We start from the raw sequence: 18,448 nt of genomic DNA on the forward strand, positions 1-18,448 counted from the left end.
ATAGGACTCAGGTCCTCTTAATGGAAAGATCATTGAAAAATACTTTATGGCAATATGTCAAATTATATAATACTTATTCATAGAAAAAAAGCAAGGTGCGCACATTGATGAAAAGCACCTATTCATCCGCCTTTTGTCTATGCCCTTTTTTCCCTTGACCTTATCATAATCAAACATTATGGGATAATGATGAGAAGAATATGTGAAATTGTGAAAAAAGCGTGTGATTGTTGACATGCCGCCTTCGTATCCCGTTATAATGACGTTGAGAGGATGTGGAAGACTTTGTCGTACACCATTTATTTAGTTGAAGATGAACAAAATTTAAATGAACTGTTAACCAAATATTTAGAGAGTGAAGATTGGAATGTCTCCTCTTTTTTAACCGGAGAAGCGGCACGCGAGGCCATAAACAAGCCGCCGCATCTATGGATTTTAGATATCATGCTGCCTGATACAGACGGCTATACCCTCATAAAAGAAATTAAAGCCGCATCACCTGACGTACCGGTCATTTTCATTTCAGCACGTGATGCAGATATCGACCGTGTCCTCGGTTTAGAGCTGGGAAGCAGTGATTATATTGCGAAGCCGTTTCTTCCTCGTGAGCTGATCATTCGGGTTCAAAAGCTGCTGGAGCTTGTGTATAAAAACAGCGATACCCCGCAGCAGCAAAGCGTCACTTCAGTTTCTTCTTATGTCATTCATGAGGATGTAAGAGAGGTCTATGAAGAGGGGCAGCTCATTAACTTAACTTCTAAGGAATTTGACTTGCTGCTTTTATTTACACATCACCAGGGACATGCTTTTTCTCGTGAAGATATCCTCGTCAAGATTTGGGGACACGATTACTTCGGGACAGATCGTGTGGTGGATGACCTTGTTAGACGGCTGCGTAAAAAAATGCCCGACTTAAAGGTCGAGACCATCTATGGATTTGGCTATAGGATGCTGAAAGGATGAAGAACAAACCGCTCGCTTTTCAAATTTGGGCTGTGATCTCTGGCATTTTGCTCACCATTTCCATTGTCCTGATTATTCTATTTTCCAATACATTACGTGACTTCTTTACAAATGAAATTTATAAAAATATCGAAAATGAACAGCAAGTGCTGACAGAATATCCATTGAACCGAGACGGCTCGCCAAAGTCGACACCGGAAAACCGCTCCGTGCAGCACATTTTGATCCCGTCAGATGAATTAGATCAAATGGCGCAGTTTTTTCCGCATGCTTTTATTGAGAAAATCCAATCGTTTGTGAAAAAACAAAAAAGCGCAACGAAACGGTATTCTGAAGAGGTGAACGGCCAGCATATCTTTTTTGTCATCAAAAAAGTATCATCAGGCAATACACAATATATTCTTCTGTCCTATGCACCAGACTCTTATCGAGATGACCTGTCCTTTACGCTGTTTAAACAGCTGATCTTTATCTTAGGCACTGTTATTTTACTAAGCTGGATTCCATCGATTTGGCTTGCCCGCTATCTATCCCGACCAATCGTTGCGTTTGAAAAGCACGTCAAACGCATTGCACAAGAGGACTGGGACGATCCTGTCATCGTTGACCGGCAAGATGAAATTGGCAAACTTGGTCATACCATTGAAGAAATGAGAAAAAAACTCATTCAAAAAGATGAAACAGAACGGACACTTTTGCAGAATATTTCACATGACTTAAAAACACCTGTCATGGTCATCCGCGGCTACACGCAGTCCATTAAAGATGGTATTTTTCCTAAAGGAGATCTTGAACAAACGGTGGAAGTCATTGAAGGTGAAGCGGAAAAGCTTGAGAAGAAAATCAAGGATCTGCTGTACTTAACAAAGCTTGATTATTTATCTAAACAACATCCCGCACATTCTTCCTTCCTACTCAGTAATACGATGCTGGAAGTGGTCGACCGAATACGCTGGTCGAAAAATGAATTGCAGTGGAACGTGGACTTAGATGATGAGGCTGCTCTTGAAGGCGATCCAGAACAATGGAGCAAATTATTTGAGAATGTACTAGAAAATCAACTTCGCTACGCAAAAAGTAAGATTGATATTCAGATGAAACAAGAAGAGGATCAAATCCGCATTATCATTCGTAATGACGGTCCTCCAATTGAAGAACATATGCTGTCCAACCTATACGAACCTTTTAGTAAGGGAAAAAAGGGCGAATTCGGTATTGGATTAAGCATTGTCAAAAGAATTCTTTCAATGCATCAAGCGTCCATATCTATTGAAAATGATGATCTAGGTGTACGTTATACAATCATGGTTCCTAAGAAGAGACTGTAGGTTTTTGACCGCAGTCTTTTTTAAATGAATGAATACCCATTGAAATCACGGTATGTGGCTTTGATCTTTTTGCCAGCTTGATACATCCATTTCTTTTCAATGGTTGTCTCTTTCGGCATTTTGACTTTTTCTACTTGAATCCCTTTTGTTCGCAAGCGTCTAATCATATCATCGATTTCTCTCATGGAACATCATCCTTTCACATATTTTGACCAGTTGGTCACCTTACTTTATAATATAAAGAATTACACTGTAAAAAACAAGTTACAATCTGATTAATTTTTGAAAACTTTCGTCGTTTATGACCAATAAGTCACATCTCTTTGCGCACGTTTCCTAAGACATTTGTCTCTTGGTAAGAAAGGATGACATTCATATTGAAAAAGAAAGAAAAAATGATCATTGAGGCTGGCATGAAATTATTTGCCAGCAAAGGCTACAACACAACGTCTGTTCAGGAAATTGCGGATGAATGCCACATGTCAAAGGGTGCTTTTTATCTTTATTTTAAATCAAAGGAAGCATTGCTCATTTCGATCCTTCATTACTATTACGATAAGGTATTTACCCGGATTCATGAGGTTCAAACAGAGGGCGGCACACCAAAAGAAGCCTACCGCAAACAGCTCACTGTCTATTACGATAATATTTTGCAGCAAAAGGATTTTATTAAAATGCAGCTGAGCGATCGAGCGCTTCCTATGACTCAAGAAACGCAGCAGCTCGCAAAACAAATTAGGCTTGCGACGATTCAGCTTCATATCGATAATATTAAACAAGTGTATGGAGACGCTGCCATTCCTTATATGGCTGATTTATGTTTGACGATTGAGGGCATGAGCCACGTTTATTTCGAGCTTGCGATTTTATATGATTTTCAGCTGGAAGCAGAAGAGCTTGCCACAACCATGATTCACCGAATCGATGATTTGATGGGCGGTATGATGAAGCGAAATGATCTTCCTCTCATTTCTGTAGATCAAGCGAGCGATTGGTTTGGTCCGATTTATGAACGGTCATTCGATCCGCTCACAGAATCTCTTTTACAGGAATTAAGAGAGATGGCTGAAGCACACTATGAAGTGAAAGACGAGCCTGAATTATTTGAAGCGCTTGGCATCCTAGAAAATGAATTAAACAAACAAAAACCAAGACAAGTCATCGTGAAAGGCATGCTGTACCAATTGAAATTATACGCACCGCTTCAAACCAACTCCGAATCTCTTTTGCGCATTTTGAAAGAGGATCATTTGTAAAACCCAGGGGATGCCCTGGGTTTATTGTTGTGATAAAAAATCAAAATCCTTATGTGTCAGTTCAGGAAGTTTGCTGGCTTGAACTCTATTTAGTAAGTCATCTACATATTTTTGAACAGCAAGCATGTCACAAGGAAAATCAAATTCAAATTCTTCCTCTATCGACAGTGTGTCCATACAATACGAACAGGTTGGTTTAAAGCCTAGCATATCGTTATTGAAACTTAGAACATCTTCATACGACTCTTCTGACAGCTCAAAATGAGAGATCAAAAATATATCAATATGATTCCCACCCTCGGGCCGTCTTTGATCAATATATAACAAAAAAGCTGACTCCTCCGTATCTGGGGACATTACTTGAAAGAATTCAACATCACGTGTCCGCAGCCATCTAATAAATCTTGTCTTTATTGTTCTCACAACTATTTACCTCAAATATATCTTCCCACATAAAAACCAGGGGCAGCTGCCCCTGGTTTTTTATTTTGCTTTCGGTGTCACCATTTCCTCTGGTTTCACAAATTGCTCGAACTGCTCTTCAGTTAACAGCTCTAATTGAAGTGCTGCTTCTTTTAGTGTTAATCCTTCTTTGTGCGCAAGCTTCGCAATTTTCGCTGCATTTTCATATCCGATGTGCGGGTTTAGTGCCGTCACAAGCATCAATGAATTGTTCAAGTTTTTCTCAATCGTTTCAAGGTTTGGTTCGATTCCAACTGCACACTTGTCATGGAATGAGTTCATGCCGTCAGCAAGTAGTTCAACTGATTGCAGGAAGTTATAAATGATGACTGGCTTAAATACGTTCAGCTCAAAGTTTCCTTGGCTTGCCGCAAAACCGATTGTGGCATCATTACCCATGATTTGCGCTGCAATCATAGTTAATGCTTCACTTTGGGTTGGGTTAACTTTTCCTGGCATAATGGAGCTTCCCGGCTCATTTTCAGGAATGATCAATTCGCCAATTCCGCAGCGAGGACCACTTGCAAGCCATCTTACATCATTGGCAATTTTCATTAAATCAGCTGCAAGTGCTTTTAAGGCACCGTGTGCATACGTAATTTCATCATGGCTTGTCAGCGCATGGAATTTGTTTGGTGAAGAATTGAAAGTTTGACCTGTCAGCTGGCTGATTTCCTCAGCAACATATTGACCGAACTCAGGATGTGCGTTAATTCCTGTACCAACAGCAGTTCCGCCAATGGCTAATTCTCTCATTTTTTCAGTTGATTCTAGAATCATTTCTTTTGAACGATCCAGCATGTATACCCAGCCGCTAATCTCTTGACCAACTGTCAGCGGTGTTGCATCCTGCAAGTGCGTACGGCCGATTTTCACAATCTCTTGATACGCTTTTGCTTTCTCATCAAGAGTTGTTCTTAACTGGTCAATAGCAGGCAGCAATTTTTTGTACACAGCTAAAACAGCTGCCACGTGCATAGCCGTTGGGAATGTATCATTTGAGCTTTGGCTGCGGTTAACGTCATCATTCGGGTGAATGCTGAACTCGCTATTTTTATCTTTCAAGTAAGCAGTTGCTCTGTTTGCAACGACTTCGTTCATGTTCATGTTACTTTGTGTTCCACTGCCTGTCTGCCAAACAACAAGCGGGAAATGCTCGTCATACTTTCCGCTGATGATGTCATCACATACAGCAGCAATAGCTTCTGCTTTTTCGCTTTCAAGGTTGCCAAGACGTTCGTTCGCAATCGCTGTGCTACGTTTCAAAATTGCAAACGCATTCACAACTTCCTTTGGCATTTTCTCAGAACCGATTTTGAAATTTTCTTTGCTTCGTTGTGTTTGTGCACCCCAGAACTTGTCCTTCGGCACTTTGATTTCGCCCATTGTGTCTTTTTCGATTCTAAATTCCGTCATTATGTATCCCTCCATAGCTTCTCATCACTCAACTCTATTCTATACAAAAAACGAAAATCCTTTAAGCGTTTTCAATTAAAATTTTATCTTTATTTTAATTTTAGTTCAATATAAACGCGAACATCCTTCGAATATTTGTATTTTGGGTTCGTTTTTCCGTAATCCTTTGATGTATATGTCACCTCATAATGCTTGTCAAACGACTGTAGAATACGGTCGATCTCCTCTTTTGTTCCTGCTAAACGAATCTGTGCCATCTTGTTTCCTCCAAAACCCTCATTCTTTCTTTTACCACAAAATAATGTAACACAGAATATTGTTTTTTCAAGCAGGTAATGCTAAGAAAAAGATTTGAGGCGGGTGATCCGAATGAATCAAACTCCATTAAAAGAGCACTTATACGATAATCTCTCCGTCCTCCTTCCACAATTAAAGGAAATGGACGATTTGGTCCATGAGAAAAAAACGCTGCCTCACGGACAGGTGGTTTACTATTTATACATAAAAGAAATGAACGAAAAGATGGAGATTCAAACCTTTTTAAAGCTGCTTCTCCAAGATCATACGTCACTCACAAAAGAGAAGCTGGAATCCAATTTATCGATGATGACCACCCGTTCGGTGAAGACCACCGAAGAATTGGTCGATGCGATTTTTGATGGGCATTGTGTTGTTCTGATTAACGGATTTCAGCATGCGTATATTTTAGAAACGCATGGAACGAAGAAACGCAGTATAGGTGATGCTACCTCTGAAACAATTGTGAGAGGCCCGAAAATTGGCTTTATTGAAGACTTAGATACGAACTTAGCTCTTGTGAGGCAGCGCTTGAAAAACCCCAATCTTAAAACCGTCGACATGAAAATTGGTCAAAAAAAGTACACCCAAGTGACCATCATGTACATTGACGGTATGGCTCAATCGTCTGTTTTAAAAGAAGTGAAAAAAAGGCTCAAACAAGTCACGATTGATGATATACAAGACTCCGGTGTTCTTGAGGAACTGATTGAGGACAATGTGTACTCGCCTTTCCCGCAAATCCAAAACACAGAACGGCCGGATAAAGTGGCCTCTGCTTTAAATAATGGACGTGTCGCCATTTTTGTTGATCATTCACCTTTTGTGTTAATTGTACCTGCTTCTCTCGCGACGATTATGCAATCACCTGATGATTATTATGAAAGGTGGATCGCCGCCTCTCTCATTCGTATGCTGCGGTTTACCTCTATCTTTCTGACATTATTTTTATCAGCCATTTATATTGCGCTTGTGTCCTTCCATCAAGGACTTTTACCAACAACACTGGCTATTTCGATCTCAAGTACAAGAGAAAATGTCCCCTTTCCGCCTATTGTGGAGGCACTCATCATGGAGATAACGATTGAGCTGCTGCGGGAAGCTGGTTTAAGGCTGCCAAATCCGCTCGGTCAAACGATTGGACTTGTAGGCGGAGTCGTCATTGGGCAGGCGGCCGTTCAGGCTCATATTGTGAGCTCGATTATGGTGATTATCGTCAGTGTGATTGCCCTTGCTTCCTTTACTGTGCCTCAATACGGGATGGGCATGTCGTTCCGCGTGCTCCGCTTTGTGTCCATGTTTACGGCAGCTACTTTGGGTTTATATGGGATTGTGCTGTTCATGCTCGTTCTCCTTACCCATTTAACACGGCAAAAAAGTTTTGGTACGCCTTATTTTTCGCCAGACTTTGTGTTCAGCTATAAAAATGAAGACAATTCCATCATTCGATTGCCTTTGAAAAATCAAAAGAAAGGAGAACGATATGGTCAATCATAAAGAGTCGATTTCCAGCTATCAGGCAAGTGCCATTATTGCCAATACAACATTAGGTGCAAGTATGATGATTCTGCCCAGAGCAATGGCACAGGCTGCAACTACACCTGATGGCTGGATTGCACTCTTACTCATGAGCGTCATTTACATTGTATTTATTTTTGTGAATGTCCTTATGATGAAAAAAGTCCCCTTCTCCTCTTACTATGATTATACAAATGAGGGGCTTGGAAAGTGGATTGGTGCTCTTGCTAACCTGCTCATTATTGTTTATTTTCTTGGCGTTGCCAGCTATGAAGTACGGGCTATGTCAGAAATGGTGAAGTTCTTTCTGCTTCAAAACACACCTGTAGCGGTGACAATGATCAGCTTTATTTTGGTTGGTCTTTATCTCGTAGTCGGCGGGATTGGTGATTTTGCCAGACTCTGCCCTTTTTTCCTCATTGTGACCTTGATTATCTTATTTGTTGCATATGGACTCAGTGTTCAAGAATTTAAGTTAGATAACCTCCGGCCTGTTTTAGGAGAGGGATTCTCCCCTGTCTTCAAATCCCTTAACGCATCAGCCATTTCGTTTGTCGGCATTGAAATGATGCTGTTTATGCCTGTCTATATGAACACGCAAAAACACACCTTTGCTTATGGCGCAATCGGCTTTTTGATTCCTGCGATCATCTATATTTTCACCTATATTCTTGTCGTTGGTGCGTTCACCGTGAAAGAAACTGCGACGTTGACTTGGCCGACGATTGCTTTATTTCAATCGTTCGATATACAGGGGATTTTTATTGAGCGAATTGAATCTTTTTTGCTTATCGTTTGGCTTGTTCAGCTTTATACGAGCTTTGTAGGATATACGTTTTTTGCTGCAATGGGGGTATCCAAACTAACAAAATTACCAAAAAAGATCGTGCTCGCGTTGATGGGAATTGTCATCTACTTTGCCGCCGTTTTCCCAAAGGATGTTGATACAGTGCGCGATTATTTAACCTATGTGAACCATTTATTTTTCCTTTTATTCGGCATCCTCCCGTTTCTCTTATTTATCATCGTGTTTTTTAAAAGGAGGCGGAAAGCAGCATGAAAAAAAAGGCGGCCTTTGCATACCTGGCCCTTGTTCTATTAAGTGGATGCTGGGATAGTACCAATATTGAGGAGCTCAACATGGCGATTGGTTTTGGCTTAGATAAAGGAGATGACGGTCATAAGCTTAAAATATCTATGCAAGTCCTTGTTCCTCAAAAAATTGAGCAAGAATCCAGCGTAAAAGACCCAACAAAGATTATTGAAACTAGTGGTGATTCCGTACATCAAATATTCCGAACAACAACGCTCAAGAGTCACCGGATTTTCGCCCAGCAGCTGAGGGTGTATTTATTTTCTGAGGAGCTCATCAATGAGAATAATTTCGACCTCGTCATTAATCAATTTATTCGCGACAATGAAACACGGAGAGGAAGCCTTGTCTTTATGACTTCTGAGAAGCCTGGGGACTTGCTGAAAATCAATGACGATGGACAGCCAGCTTCTTCTACATTATATGATATTTCTAGGAATACTAAATCGACTATACGTATGCTCAAGCCCGCTTCATTAGGAGATATTTCTTCTGCTATGCAAAACAACGTATCTTTTGCTGTTCCGAAAGTCGGTGTGGATCAAGGGAAATTAATGCTGGACGGAGCCTCTATTATAAAGAACAGACGATTTCTCACCAACATCTCTCCGTTAGCCGTGCAGTCGTATAACCTGTTGACCGGAGACGGAGAAGGCGGAGTCATTGAATTTGAATATGATCACAGCATCTATTCTTTTGAGATTTTTAAACTGAAACACAACATTGAAACGAATAAAACAGCCAGCGGAAAATATCAATTTAATGTGTCAGTGGCGCTTGAAGGAAGATTATCTGAGGATTGGAATGAGCGGGAAAATGCATTTAATGAAAAGTATCTCCAAGAGATTGAAGGTGTTGTGGAGCGTCGATTAGAGAAAAACGTAAAAGATTTCATTGGGGAATTACAGCATGAGATCAAAGCAGATATTTGCGGGTTTTCTCAAAAAGCGAGTATTGCGTATCCGAAGGACTTTCGAAAAGAAGCGAAGCATTGGGATGAAATTTTTAGTGAATCGGACATTCGTTACAAGGCAAATGTGAAAATCCGTGACTTCGGGACTAAGGGCGCAACACAATCTTTATAGAGTATGTTAAAATGGTAAGAAAAAAAGGGTGTCAATCATGAAACGAGCTTTACTTTCGGCCGGCATTCTATTTTTGATTCTAGGGATACTTCTGTTAATCGTTGTATTCACGCAATCAAAAGAAGATTTCTTCATTGAAGCCGACAGCTTTTCAAGCACATTTTTGATCGTGGTTTATTATGGACAAACCCCTGCGCTCCTTCTGTTGGGAGGCGGATTATTCGTCGGACTTTCACAGATCATTGATTTGCAGGAAAAAAAAGCGGCAGCAGCAACGGAGAGCGTAAAGCTTTTATCCGAAATGAAGAAAACCCTGGAAGAAAAATCGGCCAAGGAGCAGGAGGCTTTTCCAGTTCCTGAGCTCCATCAACTATCCGAACGTCCGATCACAGGACAGAAGGACTAATTTTACGCATGTTCTAGCAGCTTTCACTTGAAAGCTGTTTTTTTATTGAATCAGCTTATGACGGTGCGCATACACAGCCGCCTGCGTTCGATCTTCCACATCAAGTTTGGAAAGAATGTTGGTAATATGGGTCTTCACCGTTTTAATTGTAATAAATAATTCCTCGGCAATGACCTTATTCGATTTCCCATCCGCAATCAGCTTCAAGATCTCCATTTCTCTTGCCGTTAATGAATCGTGAAGGATGGACCCATTTGATGAATGACGGAGCTTATTCATGACCTTTCCAGCCACTTTTGATTCAAGTCTTGGTTCGCCGATACTTGCAGATCTGATGGCATCAGCAATTTCTCCTGCCTTGGATGTTTTTAATAAATAGCTTAAAGCACCCGCCTCAATCACTGGATAGACTTTATCATCGTCAATAAAGCTCGTCAGAACGATAATCTTGGCATCTTCAATTTCCTGACAAATTCTTTTCGTTGCTTCGATGCCATCCATCCCCTCCATGACAAGATCCATTAAAATCACATCTGGCTTTAATTCAACGGCTAGCTCTACACCTTTTTGTCCATCTGACGCTTCACCAATGACTTCAATATCAGCCTGCGCCTCTAAAAAGGCCGCAAGACCCATTCTCACCATTTCGTGATCGTCGATTAAAAGCACTCGAATCATCGAACGTTCTCTCCTTTTCCTTCATCAAAAATGGGAACCTTCACATCAATTTGTGTGCCTTTTCCCTCAAATGACATAATCTCTGCGACACCGCCTACTTCACTTGTTCTCTCTCGAATCGATTCAAGTCCGTAGGAGGCTGTCTTCACATGGTCTGTTTGAAAGCCGATACCATTATCAATAATCTTTAGCTGCACTTGCCGGTTTCTTATGAGCAGGCGCACAGTTACCTTTGTCGCCTTTGCATGCCTAAATACATTAGACAGGGCTTCTTGCACAATTCGGAAGAGGTGGTCCTCTACTCCTTTAGATAACGGAACGTCATCTTCGATTTCCCAATCAATATCAATCGGCTGCTTTGCTTGAAATTCATTTAGCAGCTCAATTAAGCCTTTTTTCAGGTCTTTTCCTTCTAGCGTGATCGGTCTTAGGTGAAGCAGAAGAGCACGCATCTCATTTTGTGCATCGCCAGCCATTCGTTCGACAAGCTGCATTTGCTTTAATATCTTTTCGTCCTTTTCCTTCATGCCTTCAAGAATAGCTGAAGTCATCATCGAAATCGCAAATAACTGCTGGCTGACCGCATCATGGAGCTCTCGTGCAAGCCGCTGCCGCTCTTCTGAGACGACCGATTTCTTCATTTGAACCTGCCATTCAGCCCGTTCATTTGAAAGCTTTTGCAAAGAGGCTACTTGCCCTTCCACCCGCTTCGCCATTTCATTTAATTGATCGGCGGCTAAGCCAATTTCATCGTCGCCAAGAGACGGCAGTCTGTATGCAAAGTTTCCATTTTCAAATTTCAAAATCGACTCTACAAGCTGATCGAGGCGCTTCTTATGCTGATAGCCAAATACACTCCCGGCAGAAATCCCAATCGCAAGACTAACGATGAGTAAAATACAAAAAAACGGTATGCCAAACCAGCGGGTAGAAAGCAGGATCATCGGATCAAGCTGATAATAAAAAAACATCGGCAGTGTCGTCATCGTCACAACACCGAGCGAGATACCGACGCCAAGACGAACAGATTGCCACTGGAGGCCTAAATGGAATTTCCTCATAAGTATCTCACATCCACATCTCCGATCAATAGAGAGATGGAGATTTTCACTTTTCGTTTGCTCTCATCGTAATCGTTGGTCATCACGTACACTTTACTGCCGAACCCGCTCCTTTTTTCATCTATGATTTTCATATCACCAATCGCGGCGGAAGCACTCACACATACTTCAATATCCTGCGGTACGTAAATATCCACATCTCCGATCAGCCCGCTAATCACGATCGTACTCTCTTCTTCTGCGATGATCGCCTTTGATAAATCGATTTTCACATCGCCAATAAAACCTGAAATCGTCAAATCACTTAATTGAAACGGCTTTTTCATCAGCCTGACTTCACCGATAAAAAAGTCATGCTCTTTGCGCGGCTTTGTCTGGCTTTTTGTTTTCTTCTGATCGTCCTTTTTTTCAAGATTGACTTTCAGTGAAGGCTTCCCGTCGTCTGATGTTTCCTTTTTATCGACATCAAAAACAGGTTTATTTTTCAATAAGCGATAGCCGGCATAAATCAAAAAGGCCGCAAATAAGTAACCTGTTAAACTAAATGTAATATTGAGCAGAAATTTTAAGAAGAGAAAGCCGGCAAAAATATAGGAAACTGAACCGAGCCAACGTTTGGATCGTGAGTGCAGCCAATAACCCGCCAGCGCAAAAAACACAGGCCAAAACAAATCTGCTCCGATCCCAATAATTTTGAGAAATAAATTAATACCAAATATCACGACAATGATGCCTAAAATTTGATTCCTTGTAAAACGCAGTTGACTCGCCTCCTTCCTTTCTTTCAATCATTACCGCAGCTTGAGGTTACCACTTGTCATTTCAATATCGACTAAATGTGTCCCTTTCCCCCGCGTACCTGTAAAGCCTCGACCTTCACTATCCACTTGATCAAAGTCATACGAGTGATCGACGCTTCCACTTGTTTTTTTCACCTGAACGTTGAAATCTCCGTCATCTGGCAAATTAAATTTCGCGCTCCCTGATGTCATATGAAAGGAGACAGGTGACTCAATTGTATCAAAACTTGCTGTCAATCGGCCGCTTGTCATGCCCAATTGCAGCTCGCCTTTGACATCATTAATATCAGCACGCCCTGAAGTTGCCCCAATATCACTATCCTTCGCATCGATGTGCGACACTGCCAGCCTGCCAGAGGTTGCTTTGATTTCCACATTTTTGGCTGAGAAATTCTGAGCTGTGAGGTTTCCGCTCGTTGATTTGAGTATCACATCTTGAAGGGACAGCTTTCCTTCTCCGTTCATCTCGCTGACTCCGCTTCCACCCGTAATCTTCACATTTTTATGATAATCTGTTGGAATTTTAACTAAAAGCTCTCCTTTTTCAAATTGAGTGAAAAACAAGAAGCTTTTATTTTCAGCGCGAATTTTAAAGGTACCGCCTGTTTGCTCCGCATACATTTTCCCTTTTCCATTGAGAGCAGTCACGGAAATATCGGAACGATTTTCAGGTTTTACCTTCACGCGAAACCCAGAAAGAGAAATATCTAATTGATCAATCTCCTCTTTTTTCGCTGAAGCTTTTGTCACTGGTTTTTCACGGGAAAAACTTAAATGAAAGAGATTTTCATTTTTGAAAAGCATGCCAATCATTAAAAAGATACCTACAAGTATACAAATTAGACCGATTAATCGCTTCATTTATACCATCCCTTTATCTTCTGACCTTTTCATTATAAGGAAAAGCGAAACAGAAAGAAATCAAATATCGGAAGAAAAAGCCTGCTTTTCTTCCGATTTGACCTCTATACGTTTGCTTGCTGTTGTTCAGGCTTTTTCTCGAGCTTCAGCTTCTGCCATTCTTTTTCAACCTCGTCGGCATAATCTAAATGAGCATATGCACCTTGATCCGCAAATTGTGCATAGCTGCCTGCTTTTGTTTCCATTTCTTCAATACGGTTCTCCATTCGGAGAAACTCTTTATATGCACTTTCACTGTCTACTTTATTGATGGAATCATTCATATGCTGCTTTGCCTGTGCGGCATTGGCTCTTGCAATCAGTGCCTGCTTCTTGTCTTTTATATCACGCAGCTTCGTTTCTAAGTGCTGCAATTGCTCTTTCAGCTCTTTCAATTGTTTCACAGATTGCTGGTAGGCTTCCTGATATTCGTTGTGCTTTTCTTCAAAATACTTCATTTCTGTGAGCGCTTTTCGTGCAAGCTCCTCTTCTCCCGCATGATATGCCAGCTCGGCCTGCTTCTTTCGCTTTTCAGCAAATGCTTCCGTCTCTTCTGCTTTGCGCAGGAAGCCTTGCTGAATCGTTTGCTGTTTGATGATGGCATGTTTCGCTTTCGCAACATCATCCTCCATATCACGAACGTATTGATTCAGCATGACACGCGGATTCTCCAATTTATCTAAGCCTTCATTGACAGTTGCAACAAACATATCTCTTACTCTTCTTAATACCATTTGATGTTCCTCCTTTTATTTTTTCTTTAAAAAGTCTTCCCATTCTTGATCAAAAGACGTGTGAAGCGGTTCTTCCGTATTAGGTGCCGTGTTTGGCTCCATATATGCTCTGCTTGATGATTTTTTGGTAGATTCACCATTGATCATCGACCAGCCAAAATAAAGAAGTACCCCTGCAAATGCGATGCCAAGTATAAACGGCAAAAATTGCACGACGATCAATACACCAATGACTGCTAGAATGACACCTAAGGTTTTACTGCCTTTTTCGTATTTTTTAACACCTACATAGATGAGGCCTGCCCCAATCAAAACCGGGATCAGTCCACCAAATGAACCACCAAAGAAGATGGATAAACCGACAAACAATAAAATTGAACCGATAATGGTTTTACTTGTTATTTTCATCTTCATGCCTCCTTTCTTGCTCCTTGCTTTAACTATAGTCAAAAAAGAAAGCCGGCAAAACGTGTCACAGATTGATCTTTGATTGCGACTAGAGTCGTAACAATGCTCAGACTGAGCGGCAGAACCTAATAAAAAAGCACTCTTCTATGAAGAGTGCTTTCCTTATTTAGAACGAAACACATCGGCACTTCGTTCATATTCAACATCAGCTTCACCAAGCCGATAATTCACGATTCGAGCGGCTGCAAATAAATAATCGGATAGACGGTTTACGTATGAGAGCGCAACGGCGGGAATCTCCTCCTGTTTTGCAAGCGTCACAATATGCCTCTCGGCTCTTCTGACGACTGTCCGCGCCACATGTAAGAGAGCAGCGCCTTCCTGACCGCCTGGTAAAATAAACTTGGTGAGCGGCGCGGCCTCTTCTACATAGACATCCATCCTTTTCTCAAGGGCTGTCACAGAGGCTTCTGTTAATTTGCCTTCTTTACGTGGTTTGACTGCTGCCAAATCACCGCCGCAGTCAAACAGCTCGTGCTGAATAACAATCAGCTCTGACAAAAGATCCTGAAACAATTCGCCATGCTGCCGTAAATTTGCATGCGCGAGTCCAATAAAGCTATTCGCCTCATCTAGCGTTCCATACGCCTCTACTCTCACATCATCTTTATCAGCTCTTCCGCCGATCAAACCTGTTTGACCCTGATCCCCGGTTTTCGTATAAAGTTTCAACGGTTTGCCCCCTTTTCTACTGCTTTGTCCTTTTAGTATAACCTGAAGTTGAAAGGAAGTATTTGTTTAATTATGAAACACATTAACTGAAAATTACCCTAATCCCCTTATATATGTTGAATGATGAAACATACCGTTTTATAATGAATGAAAGCGCTTTTTAAAATGAGAGATGGGTGGGATGTACGTGAGTTTACAAAATAAAGTAGCGATCATTACAGGTGCAAGCAGAGGGATTGGCCGCGCCATTGCGGAGGCACTTGTCTGCGAAGGAGCGCACGTCGTTCTCAATGGAACGAACGACATGCTGCTGCAAGAGGTTTGCTCCTCACTGAATAAAAAAGAGAAACGAGCCGTTTATGTTGCTGGTGATGCTAGTTTACCAGAGACAGCCTCTTCACTCGTGGAGCAAGCGAAAACACATTTTGGACAGATTGATCTGCTGGTCAACAATGCTGGGATCAATTTACGAAAATCCACAGTCGAGACATCCCTTGATGAGTGGAAACGATTGATTGATATTAATTTGACCGGCACATTCCTCATGTGCCAAGCGGTCATTCCTGACATGATCAAACAACAAGGCGGAAAGATTATCAATATGAGTTCTACAACTGGCAAAACCCCTCACCACAATGCATCACCTGCATACGGTGCATCAAAGGCAGGCATCAATTATTTAACCATGCATCTTGCCAAAGAATTAGCAGAGCACCACATTCATGTGAATGCTGTCTGCCCTGGTCCAATTGAAACAGACATGAGCAAACAGTGGAGCGATGAATACCGGCGTTCGGTTTTAGATAGAATTCCTTTGAAAACGATTGGAACACCAGAACAAGTCGCAAATGTTGTGACATTTTTAGCTTCTGACCAGTCGGATTTTATCACAGGAGAAACCATCAATATGAATGGCGGAACGTATATGAACTAGAAAAAAAGAGCCTCTTCTTAAAGGCTCTTTTTCTTCTCATATTGATTTTCTCTCGTACCAGAAAGCATGATGGCCTGTCTAATAGCTTCTTCCATGCTCGCAGAATCGGCTTTTCCTGTTCCTGCGATATCAAATGCCGTCCCATGATCGACACTTGTACGAATAATCGGCAGCCCAACTGTAATGTTTACACCCGATTCTAAGCCAAGCACCTTAATCGGTCCGTGCCCTTGATCATGATACATCGCCACAACGATATCAAAGTCACCTCTTGCTGCCCTAAAGAACAAGGTATCAGCAGGCAGCGGCCCAAATACTTGAATCCCTTCTTCCTGCGCTAGTTCAACCGCTGGGATGATCTTCTCCTCTTCTTCTCCGTTCCCAAACAACCCATTCTCCCCAGCATGCGGGTTAATCCCGCATACAGCAATTTTAGGGGCAGAGATTCCAGAACGGACGAGTGTATCATGTGCCAGCTTAATCGTCGTGTATACACGCTCGGGATTAATTTTTAAAATGGCATCCATTAATCCAATATGTGTGGTGACATGAACTACCTTTAAGTTAGGGGCCGCCAGCATCATCGCATAATCTTCTGTACCCGTCAGGTCAGCTAAAATTTCTGTATGTCCTGGATACATATGACCTGCCTTATGAAGTGCCTCTTTGTTTAGCGGCGCTGTGCAAATGCCGTCAATTCTACGGTCATTTGCAAGACTAATGGCTTTTTCAAGATATCGGAAAGCAGCATTTCCTGCTTCTTTTGATATGTCCCCAATCGGCATCTCGTTCGTTAAGAGCTTGAGGTCTAAGCAGGGAACAGCTCCGGCTTTAACCTGCTCCGCTTCCTCTGGTTCTATGATACTTACAATCTCCACATCTGTATTCACAAAGTCTTTCGCCTTATTTAATATACTGGTGTCTCCGATCACAAATAGAACGGCTTCTTCATGTAAACGCGTTTGCTGAAAAGCTTTTAAAATAATTTCAGGACCAACGCCAGCCGCATCTCCCATCGTTACAGCAATGATTGGTTTTGACATTCGACTTCCCCCTCTATCTTTTTCAGCACTTCTACCGCGTGGAGTACTGAATTTTTTTGACCGTAAGCTCCTGCTTTCGTAACCGCATATAAATTCGTATCAACGAGCTGGCCGAGCGGGATGCCAGGTTCAATTTCTTTCAGCAGCCGAATACCTCCTGCTCCAAGCTCCTGGCAAATCGCCCGCGCTGTATCTCCGCCAGTTAGGAAAAGTCGTCTCATTCCTGATAATGTGACAATGTCTTTTGTGATCATTCCAAGAAAGACGGACAAAGCACTTCCAACCTCTTGTCTTGACAGCCCTTTCTTTTCTCCGTAAATCAGCATCTTTTCAACCATCTCTGGCCGTGCATCTGTGTAAAGGAGAATATCTTCGTTCTGACGCTTACGCAGTTGATCGAGAACTGATTTTCGTTCCCATGCTTCACGGCCGTTTAATACATTCAGCGGGTTCACTTTTATCTCAAAACAATCGTGAGTTTCTCTTAAATAAGCAAACTGCTCATTTGTTTTTTGAGAGGCACTTCCAGATACGATGAGGACAGGTCTCTGTTTTTTAAGACGAGAAGTATTTCTATTTTTAGCGACATATGCAGATAATGCACCAGCTAGTCCCGCTGAACCGACCCATAGTATTCTTTTATCCATCTTCATAAACACTTCCACAATCCGCCCTAAATCATCACTTGTTTCTGCATCACACACAAACCATTGATGACCATGCTTCAATAACGATGATACCTCATCATTCATTCCTTTGAGCTCTTCGCCGATTGTTTGTTGAGAAAGGTTTTTTGGTCTGACGTTCGTCTGCTCCTCAATTAAACCTGATATGCTGGATGTCAAAACTGGTGTTTTCGGATCCTTTGCTGCCTCTGACAGATGAACAGGCACTCCTTCCACATAATGTATGCCATTATTGGTTGCTCTTTGTGCATCTGGGTAGGCAGGTGCGATAACCGCCGCATCAAATGGGCCAATATCCATTAGTGCTTGCAGTTCAATTCCTATATTGCCTCTTAACGTTGAATCTATTTTTTTTAAGAAAAGGTGCGATTCATCTTGGAGAAATGGCTGCACCATTTGGCTGACCTCATGGTAGGCGTTCACTGAAGACATACTTCGTGAATCGGTATCCACAATCAGCACATCCTCTTTATACCTGTCAATGCCTTCAAATGACGGCTGAAACAGAACAGAGGCTGTTAAGCCCGCTTTGACAAATTGAACACCTGTATCGTTGGCACCTGTCAAATCATCCGCCACAATGATTACCTTTTGCTCTAATTTCGCTCCTTTTTTTAATAGATCGTTTGTCATTTAGACACCTCGGCC

21 protein-coding genes are annotated in these 18,448 nt (G+C 41.7%); 8 read left to right on the top strand and 13 right to left on the bottom strand.

Features of this window, described 5'->3' with window-relative positions; translation table 11 throughout:
* Positions 1 to 285: 285 nt before the first annotated feature.
* Together MHH65_RS15475 and MHH65_RS15480 are read left to right on the top strand one after the other, a co-directional pair.
* Positions 286 to 963, top strand: a complete 678-nt coding sequence (locus MHH65_RS15475) for a response regulator transcription factor (protein ID WP_024423415.1) — start codon at positions 286 to 288, stop codon at positions 961 to 963.
* Complete coding sequence (locus MHH65_RS15480) at positions 960 to 2,291, top strand: HAMP domain-containing sensor histidine kinase (RefSeq protein WP_149126300.1); 1,332 nt, start codon at positions 960 to 962, stop codon at positions 2,289 to 2,291. The genes MHH65_RS15475 and MHH65_RS15480 overlap by 4 nt, the downstream gene beginning before the upstream one ends.
* Before the next feature lie 20 nt (positions 2,292 to 2,311).
* On the opposite strand, the gene spxO is transcribed toward MHH65_RS15480, so the two are convergent.
* On the bottom strand, positions 2,312 to 2,476 hold the full coding sequence (gene spxO, locus MHH65_RS15485; RefSeq protein WP_003212782.1) for an anti-adapter protein SpxO: 165 nt from the start codon (positions 2,474 to 2,476) through the stop codon (positions 2,312 to 2,314).
* Between the two features lie 192 nt (positions 2,477 to 2,668).
* Here spxO and MHH65_RS15490 point away from each other — a divergent pair, with 192 nt between their 5' ends.
* Positions 2,669 to 3,547 carry a TetR/AcrR family transcriptional regulator gene (locus MHH65_RS15490; RefSeq protein WP_024423417.1) on the top strand — a complete coding sequence of 293 codons (879 nt, stop codon included), beginning with the start codon at positions 2,669 to 2,671 and terminating at the stop codon, positions 3,545 to 3,547.
* 21 nt (positions 3,548 to 3,568) lie between these two features.
* Here the strand turns inward: MHH65_RS15490 and MHH65_RS15495 are convergent, their stop codons facing one another.
* From MHH65_RS15495 to MHH65_RS15505, 3 genes are all read right to left on the bottom strand, one after another.
* Positions 3,569 to 3,874 carry a hypothetical protein gene (locus MHH65_RS15495; protein WP_254001435.1) on the bottom strand — a complete coding sequence of 102 codons (306 nt, stop codon included), beginning with the start codon at positions 3,872 to 3,874 and terminating at the stop codon, positions 3,569 to 3,571.
* A 156-nt stretch (positions 3,875 to 4,030) separates the two neighbouring features.
* On the bottom strand, positions 4,031 to 5,425 hold the full coding sequence (gene fumC, locus MHH65_RS15500; RefSeq protein WP_024423418.1) for a class II fumarate hydratase: 1,395 nt from the start codon (positions 5,423 to 5,425) through the stop codon (positions 4,031 to 4,033).
* 89 nt (positions 5,426 to 5,514) lie between these two features.
* Entirely contained in the window at positions 5,515 to 5,682 is a 168-nt protein-coding gene (locus MHH65_RS15505) for a YvzF family protein (RefSeq protein WP_003213147.1), read from the bottom strand.
* Between the two features lie 112 nt (positions 5,683 to 5,794).
* On the opposite strand from MHH65_RS15505, the gene MHH65_RS15510 reads away from it, so the two are divergent.
* From MHH65_RS15510 to MHH65_RS15525, 4 genes are read left to right on the top strand one after another with little or no spacing between them, the layout of a single operon-like run.
* Positions 5,795 to 7,219 (top strand): spore germination protein, encoded by a 1,425-nt coding sequence (locus tag MHH65_RS15510; RefSeq protein ID WP_268412647.1) that lies wholly within the window; start codon positions 5,795 to 5,797, stop codon positions 7,217 to 7,219.
* Complete coding sequence (locus MHH65_RS15515) at positions 7,206 to 8,300, top strand: endospore germination permease (RefSeq protein ID WP_098677572.1); 1,095 nt, start codon at positions 7,206 to 7,208, stop codon at positions 8,298 to 8,300. The genes MHH65_RS15510 and MHH65_RS15515 overlap by 14 nt, the downstream gene beginning before the upstream one ends.
* Positions 8,297 to 9,418 (top strand): Ger(x)C family spore germination protein, encoded by a 1,122-nt coding sequence (locus MHH65_RS15520; protein ID WP_268412645.1) that lies wholly within the window; start codon positions 8,297 to 8,299, stop codon positions 9,416 to 9,418. Before MHH65_RS15515 ends, MHH65_RS15520 begins: the two co-directional genes overlap by 4 nt.
* 37 nt (positions 9,419 to 9,455) lie before the next feature.
* Positions 9,456 to 9,824 carry a hypothetical protein gene (locus tag MHH65_RS15525; RefSeq protein ID WP_024423422.1) on the top strand — a complete coding sequence of 123 codons (369 nt, stop codon included), beginning with the start codon at positions 9,456 to 9,458 and terminating at the stop codon, positions 9,822 to 9,824.
* A 42-nt stretch (positions 9,825 to 9,866) separates the two neighbouring features.
* On the opposite strand, the gene MHH65_RS15530 is transcribed toward MHH65_RS15525, so the two are convergent.
* From MHH65_RS15530 to MHH65_RS15560, 7 genes are all read right to left on the bottom strand, one after another.
* On the bottom strand, positions 9,867 to 10,502 hold the full coding sequence (locus MHH65_RS15530) for a response regulator transcription factor (protein ID WP_024423423.1): 636 nt from the start codon (positions 10,500 to 10,502) through the stop codon (positions 9,867 to 9,869).
* A complete protein-coding gene (gene liaS, locus MHH65_RS15535) occupies positions 10,499 to 11,563 on the bottom strand; it encodes a two-component system sensor histidine kinase LiaS (RefSeq protein ID WP_034280874.1) in 1,065 nt (354 codons plus the stop codon). Before liaS ends, MHH65_RS15530 begins: the two co-directional genes overlap by 4 nt.
* Positions 11,560 to 12,324, bottom strand: a complete 765-nt coding sequence (gene liaF, locus MHH65_RS15540) for a cell wall-active antibiotics response protein LiaF (protein ID WP_034281438.1) — start codon at positions 12,322 to 12,324, stop codon at positions 11,560 to 11,562. The genes liaS and liaF overlap by 4 nt, the downstream gene beginning before the upstream one ends.
* A 30-nt stretch (positions 12,325 to 12,354) precedes the next feature.
* A complete protein-coding gene (locus tag MHH65_RS15545; RefSeq protein WP_268412644.1) occupies positions 12,355 to 13,224 on the bottom strand; it encodes a DUF4097 domain-containing protein in 870 nt (289 codons plus the stop codon).
* A 104-nt stretch (positions 13,225 to 13,328) separates the two neighbouring features.
* Entirely contained in the window at positions 13,329 to 13,997 is a 669-nt protein-coding gene (locus MHH65_RS15550) for a PspA/IM30 family protein (RefSeq protein WP_024423427.1), read from the bottom strand.
* Between the two features lie 15 nt (positions 13,998 to 14,012).
* Positions 14,013 to 14,405: a membrane protein gene (locus MHH65_RS15555; RefSeq protein ID WP_041115718.1), complete on the bottom strand. Its 393-nt coding sequence runs from the start codon at positions 14,403 to 14,405 to the stop codon at positions 14,013 to 14,015.
* Between the two features lie 162 nt (positions 14,406 to 14,567).
* Entirely contained in the window at positions 14,568 to 15,137 is a 570-nt protein-coding gene (locus tag MHH65_RS15560; protein ID WP_254001436.1) for a cob(I)yrinic acid a,c-diamide adenosyltransferase, read from the bottom strand.
* A gap of 187 nt (positions 15,138 to 15,324) precedes the next feature.
* Here MHH65_RS15560 and MHH65_RS15565 point away from each other — a divergent pair, with 187 nt between their 5' ends.
* On the top strand, positions 15,325 to 16,071 hold the full coding sequence (locus tag MHH65_RS15565) for a 3-oxoacyl-ACP reductase family protein (protein WP_254001437.1): 747 nt from the start codon (positions 15,325 to 15,327) through the stop codon (positions 16,069 to 16,071).
* Positions 16,072 to 16,088: 17 nt separating this feature from the next.
* Here the strand turns inward: MHH65_RS15565 and pdxA are convergent, their stop codons facing one another.
* Positions 16,089 to 17,114 carry a 4-hydroxythreonine-4-phosphate dehydrogenase PdxA gene (gene pdxA, locus MHH65_RS15570; protein WP_268412643.1) on the bottom strand — a complete coding sequence of 342 codons (1,026 nt, stop codon included), beginning with the start codon at positions 17,112 to 17,114 and terminating at the stop codon, positions 16,089 to 16,091.
* Positions 17,090 to 18,433 (bottom strand): four-carbon acid sugar kinase family protein, encoded by a 1,344-nt coding sequence (locus MHH65_RS15575; protein ID WP_254001438.1) that lies wholly within the window; start codon positions 18,431 to 18,433, stop codon positions 17,090 to 17,092. Before MHH65_RS15575 ends, pdxA begins: the two co-directional genes overlap by 25 nt.
* Between the last annotated feature and the right edge of the window lie 15 nt (positions 18,434 to 18,448).

Source organism: Bacillus sp. FSL L8-0654 (assembly GCF_038629965.1).
GTDB classification, from domain to species: domain Bacteria; phylum Bacillota; class Bacilli; order Bacillales; family Bacillaceae; genus Bacillus; species Bacillus safensis.